The sequence below is a fragment of the Sandarakinorhabdus sp. genome (genome assembly GCF_031430775.1).
Taxonomy (GTDB): Bacteria; Pseudomonadota; Alphaproteobacteria; order Sphingomonadales; family Sphingomonadaceae; genus Sandarakinorhabdus.
Genome location: NZ_JANPCD010000071.1, coordinates 1 through 5,584 on the forward strand (window position 1 = coordinate 1; position 5,584 = coordinate 5,584).

At 66.4% G+C, this 5,584-nt stretch carries 5 protein-coding genes; 2 read left to right on the plus strand and 3 right to left on the minus strand.

The features are described from left to right. On the plus strand, nucleotides 1–897 hold an 897-nt coding region (locus tag RMQ73_RS03710; RefSeq protein ID WP_310496680.1), incomplete at its 5' end, for an aldo/keto reductase. A 61-nt stretch (nucleotides 898–958) separates the two neighbouring features. Continuing rightward, nucleotides 959–2,629: a serine hydrolase domain-containing protein gene (locus tag RMQ73_RS03715; protein ID WP_310496681.1), complete on the plus strand. Its 1,671-nt coding sequence runs from the start codon at nucleotides 959–961 to the stop codon at nucleotides 2,627–2,629. Nucleotides 2,630–2,715: 86 nt separating this feature from the next. On the opposite strand, the gene prmC is transcribed toward RMQ73_RS03715, so the two are convergent. The 3 genes from prmC to RMQ73_RS03730 all read right to left on the minus strand — a co-directional run. Further along, nucleotides 2,716–3,528: a peptide chain release factor N(5)-glutamine methyltransferase gene (gene prmC / locus RMQ73_RS03720; RefSeq protein ID WP_310496683.1), complete on the minus strand. Its 813-nt coding sequence runs from the start codon at nucleotides 3,526–3,528 to the stop codon at nucleotides 2,716–2,718. Then, entirely contained in the window at nucleotides 3,528–4,562 is a 1,035-nt protein-coding gene (prfA, locus tag RMQ73_RS03725) for a peptide chain release factor 1 (protein WP_310496684.1), read from the minus strand. The genes prmC and prfA overlap by 1 nt, the downstream gene beginning before the upstream one ends. 181 nt (nucleotides 4,563–4,743) lie before the next feature. Further along, a partial coding sequence (locus RMQ73_RS03730) for an ATP phosphoribosyltransferase regulatory subunit (RefSeq protein WP_310496682.1) occupies nucleotides 4,744–5,584 on the minus strand: 841 nt, incomplete at its 5' end.

The window sequence follows — 5,584 nt, forward strand, 5'->3', positions numbered from 1 at the left end:
CTGGCGACCATCGACCGCGCGCTGGAGCTGGGCATCAACTTCTTCGACACAGCCGAAGTCTATGGGCCATATCTGAACGAGGAACTTTTGGGCGGCGCGCTGAAGGGCAAGCGCGACCACGCCGTCATCGCCACCAAATTCGGCTTTCGCATCAGGGACGGGCAAGTGTCCGGCACCGACTCGCGGCCCGAAAACATCCGCGCGGTGTGCGAGGCATCGCTCAAACGCCTCGGCACCGACCATATCGACCTCTTCTACCAGCACCGCGTCGATCCGGCGGTGCCCATCGAGGACACGGTGGGCGCGATGGCCGAACTGGTCACAGCCGGAAAGGTGCGGTTCCTGGGCCTGTCCGAAGCCGGGCCGGAGACCATACGGCGCGCCCATGCCGTCCACCCCATCGCGGCGCTGCAAAGCGAATGGTCGCTGTGGGAACGCGGCGTGGAGGCGGACATCTGGCCGCTGTGCGCGGCGCTTGGCATTGCGTTCGTGCCCTATTCGCCGCTGGGGCGCGGATTTCTGACTGGCACCCAGCCCCGCGCCGAGGATCTGCCGGCCAGCGATTACCGCAGCCGCGACCCGCGCTATCAGGGCAGCAACTACGACACCAACATGGCCGTGGTCGCAGTGGTCAAGTCCGTCGCAGCCGCGCACGGCGCCAGCCCGGCGCAGGTCGCGCTGGCGTGGCTGCTCCACAAGGGCAAAAGCGTCGGGGGGCCGGGCGTCGTGCCGATCCCCGGCTCGAAACGGCGCGTGACGTTGAATGACAATGCCGGCGCTGCGGCGCTGCGGTTGACCGGCGCCGACATGGCCACGCTCGACGCCGCGATGCCGCCGGGCACCACCGCCGGCGACCGTTATGGCAGCAAGGCGATGATGGCGATGGTGCGGCTCTAAGTCTTGCCTACAACGCTGCAAATGCGTCACTATGCGACAAATTCCGGGGGGACGCCTGACCATGCCGATCGATCGCCGCTTGTTTCTTGCGGGCAGCTCCATGCTGCTTTCGGCCAGCATGGCCGGCGCGGCCATCATTGCGCCGCGCGCCAATGCGGCGCAGCAAAAGGCGCTGGCCGCCATTGCCGCGCTGATGGAAACGCACCGCCGCCATCACGGTCTGCCGGCCATGGGCATGGTCGTGGTGGACGGTGCCGACCCGTTTTTCATCCAGTCCGGCACGCGCGATTACCGCGAAACCTCGGCGCTGGCCGGCGATGAACTCTGGCAAATCGGTTCGATCTCCAAATCCTTCATCGCGCTGATCTGCCTGCAATTGCAGGCCGAAGGCAAGATGACCCTGGCTGACGAACTGCGCCAGCATTTGCCCGAAGCGCGGCTGCCCGGCGTGTCGTCGGGCGGTCCGTTCACCATTCAGGGCCTGCTCGATCACACCACCGGCCTGCCGGATTTCGCGCCGGCGTTTCCGGCCGATGACAGCCGGCTGTGGCGCGGCTTTTCCGCCGGCAGCCATTGGAGCTACAGCAACACCGGCTATGATCTGGTCGGTGCCGCCATCGAACGTATCGAGGGCAAGCCGCTGTACCAAGTGATCGAAGCGCGCGTGTGCAAACCGCTCGGCATGGCCGCAACGCGCGGCGCCATCCAGTGGCGGGACCGCACGCGTTTCCCCGCCAGCTATGGCCCCGTGCGCCCGGACCTGCCGGCGCTGGTCAAGACAGCGCTGGCGCCGGCGCCGTGGGTGGACGCCAATCTCGGCGCCGGATCGGTGGCATCGACGCTGGCCGACATGGGCAAATATCTCGGCTTCCTGATCGCCGTCGGCCAGGGCAAGGGCGCGCCGCTGCTCACCGATGGCCAGGCCGGCGTCTGGTTGGCCAGCCCGGTTGTACAGGACCCGGCGAATGTCACCGAAACCTATGGGCTGGGCCTGATGCACCGCGAGCAGGATGGCCGCAAACTGCTGCATCACACCGGCGGCATGGTCAGTTTTTCCTCGTCCTTTCATGTCGATGCGGCCGCTGGCACCGGTGCCTTTGCCAGCTGCGCAGTTGGCGGCATCAACTATCGTCCGCGCGCCATCACCGCCTATGCCGCCCGCGCCATGCGGCTGGCGCGCGAGGGGCAGGCACCGCCCGCGCCGCCGGCCTTTGCGGTCCCGGCGATCAAACCCGAGGAATTTGCCGGCACCTTCAGTGATGGCAGCGAAACCATCAGCATCGGGCCGGGTCTCACCATATCAGGCGGCGGCGATGTCGCGGCGCTGGAACCCGCTGGCCCCGATATGCTGGTCACGTCCCTGCCGGCGCTAGCCGATTTTGCGCTGGTGGCAGTGCGCCAGAGCGGCGGCATCGCAGCGCTCGATCACGGCAGCCGGCGGTTCGTGCGCGAGGGGACGGAGGCGCCGCTACCGGTCACGCCGCCGGCCTTGCTGGCGCGGCAGGGCTGGTATCAAAGTGATGACCCATGGATGGGCGGCTTTGCCGTGGTGGCGCGCGGTGACCGGCTATATCTGGGCGGCACCGACATGCTGACCGGCATCGGCGACGATGTCTGGCGGCTGGCGCAGCCGGAATGGCACCCGGAACGGCTGCGTTTTGCTGCGTTTATCAAGGGAATTCCGCAAATCGCGGTGCTTTCAGGCCGAGTCTATGAACGGCGGGATCGTTGATAAGCAATGACTTGGGGGAATTTAGCGCCACCGCACATGGCAAAAACCGGATGTGCTATTTTACAACTGTACAATAGCGCCGGTTTTCATCGCACCAGCGTCAAGCAGCGGTCCCGCCCGCCAAGATCACGGCGAACAGTGCCGGACAGGCCCACAGCGTGCGCCAGCGCCAGCACGGCGTCGGTCTGTTGGTGCCCGATCTCGATGATGGCAGCGCCGCCGGGCGCCAGCAGGCCCGGCAATTGCGGGATCAGCCGGCGATAATCATCAAGCCCGTCGGCGCCGGCAAACAACGCCGCTGCCGGTTCATGATCGCGGACATCGCGGGATAGCTCGGCGCCGGTTTCGACATAGGGCGGATTGCACAGGATGAGGTCAAAACGCTCCAAAAGCCCCTGCCCCCAATCGCCCAGCCGGAATGCCGTGCGGTCTGCAAACCCGAGACGCGCCGCATTGGCTGCCGCCACCGCCAGCGCCGCCGCCGCCGCATCCACGCCAAGCCCGCGCGCGCGGGGAAATTCGCGCAAGGCCGCCAGCAGCAGCGCGCCGCTGCCGGTGCCAAGATCGAGAACGGTTTCCGGCGCGCGCCCCGGTTCTCGTCCCAGCGCCAGCGCTGCATCGATCAGCGTTTCGGAATCGGGGCGCGGAATCAGCACCGCCGGGCTGACCATCAGGTCCAGCGACCAGAATTCGCGTGTGCCGACAATATAGGCGACGGGCTCGCCAGCCGCCCGGCGCTCCACAAGCGGCAAAAAGCCCAGCGAATCAAAGCCATGGTCCGGATTGAGGAACAACCAGGACCGGTCCCAGCCAAGGTGATGTGCCAGCAGCACTTCGGCATCCAGCCGCGGGCTGTCACCGCCGATACGCGCCGCTGCCGCTCGCAGCGCGTCCGCAATCACCCCAGGTCCGCCAGCCGTGCGGCTTCGTCTTCGGAAATCAGCGCGGCGATGACCTCCTCAAGCCCCGGCCCTTCGATGATTTCCGGCAGGCGGTGCAGCGTCAGGTTGATGCGGTGGTCGGTGACACGCCCCTGCGGGAAATTATAGGTGCGGATGCGTTCGGACCGGTCACCGGACCCGACCATGGCGCGCCGGTCGGCAGACCGGGCGGCATCGATCTTGGAGCGTTCCAGGTCATACAGGCGCGCGCGCAGCACCTTCATGGCCTTGGCCTTGTTCTTGTGCTGCGATTTTTCGTCCTGCTGCTGCACGATCAGCCCGGTGGGCAGGTGGACAATGCGCACGGCGGAATCGGTGGTGTTGACCGATTGCCCGCCGGGGCCGCTTGAACGGAAAATGTCGATGCGCAAATCCTTGTCGTCGATATGGACATCGACTTCCTCGGCTTCGGGCAGCACCGCGACGGTGGCGGCACTGGTGTGGATGCGCCCCTGCGCCTCGGTCGCCGGCACGCGCTGGACGCGGTGGACCCCGGATTCGAACTTGAGCCGGGCAAACACCGATGCGCCGGTAACGCTGGCGATGATTTCCTTGAAACCGCCCATTTCCGACGGTGAGGCCGACATGATTTCCCAGCGCCAGCCGCGCGTCGCGGCATAGCGTTCATACATGCGCGCCAGATCGCCGGCGAACAGCGCCGCTTCATCGCCGCCGGTGCCGGCACGGATTTCCAGCATCGCCGGCTTGTCATCGGCGGCATCGCGCGGCAGCAGCCGCAGCGCCAGCGCACGTTCGGCAGCGGGAAGTTTTGCCGCAATCTCCGCGAGTTCCTCCTGCGCCATGTCGTGCATTTCATCGCTGGCCGGAATCGCCCGCAGCCCCTCGGCCTCCTCCCGCAGCATCCGCAGCGCAGCCGCCGCCTCGACCACCGGGGTCAGTTCGGCATAGTCACGCGACAGCTGCACGAACTTGTCAGCCGCCAGCGCGGGATTGCCCATCTGCGCCGCCAGATCGGCATGGCGCCGCTCCATCTGGGCAATGCGTTCGGGAGAGATGATCACATCACCTCTCCCATTTGGGGAGAGGTCGGACTCGGCACAGCCGAGCCGGGTGAGGGGCTTGGCAGCAGACGCGCACCCTCACCCTCCCACCCGCCAAGCGGCGGGCGGGCCCCTCCCTCTCCCCGAACGGGAGAGGGGTAGGCCGCGCCGATCATTCGGCGCCCTCACCTGACAACTGTGCATAGTCAGCCGGAAGATTGCCCAGAATAAGTAGCAGCCTATCCGTTTCGTTACCGTCCTTCATGCGGTCGGACAAATTCAACCGGCGGCCGGGTACCGCGTCGGACTTGACGTACAATATGGTCTTTGCCCCTGCCCGCGCGGCCAGTTCCGCGCGGCGTTTGGCATTTCCGCGATATGCCATTGCGACTGAAATGCCTTTGTTGCGCAGGTGCGCAGCGATGGCAGCGGCCTCGCTTTCCATCTCGTGTGTCTCGGGCACAACTGCCACCAACGGCGCATCCGCCAGCGGCTCCGCCACCAACATCGCCAACCGCTCGATCCCGCCGGCCCAGCCAACAGCCGGCGTCTCCGGCCCGCCCATCATGCCGATCAGCCCATCATACCGCCCGCCGCCGATCACCGTGCCTTGCGCGCCCAGCGCATCGGTGACGAATTCGAACGCCGTGTGGCGGTAATAGTCAAACCCGCGCACCAGCGAGTCCGCCCGCACGAACGCCACACCGGACGCCTGCAAACCCTTTTGCACCGCCTCGAAAAACGCCCCTGCTTCGGCGGTCATGAACGCATCGATGCGCGGCGCATCCGCCACCAGCGCCTTGTCGCCTTCGGCCTTGGAATCCAGAATCCGCAGCGGGTTCTTTTGCAGCCGCTCGCGGCTTTCCGGGCTGAGCACGTCCATATGGCCTGAGAAATGCGCCACCAGAGCATCCCGCCACGCAGAACGCGTTTGCGCGTCGCCCAACGTGTTCAATTGCAACGTCACATCCTTCGCCACGCCCAGTTCGCGCAGCAACTGGTCGGCCAGCGCA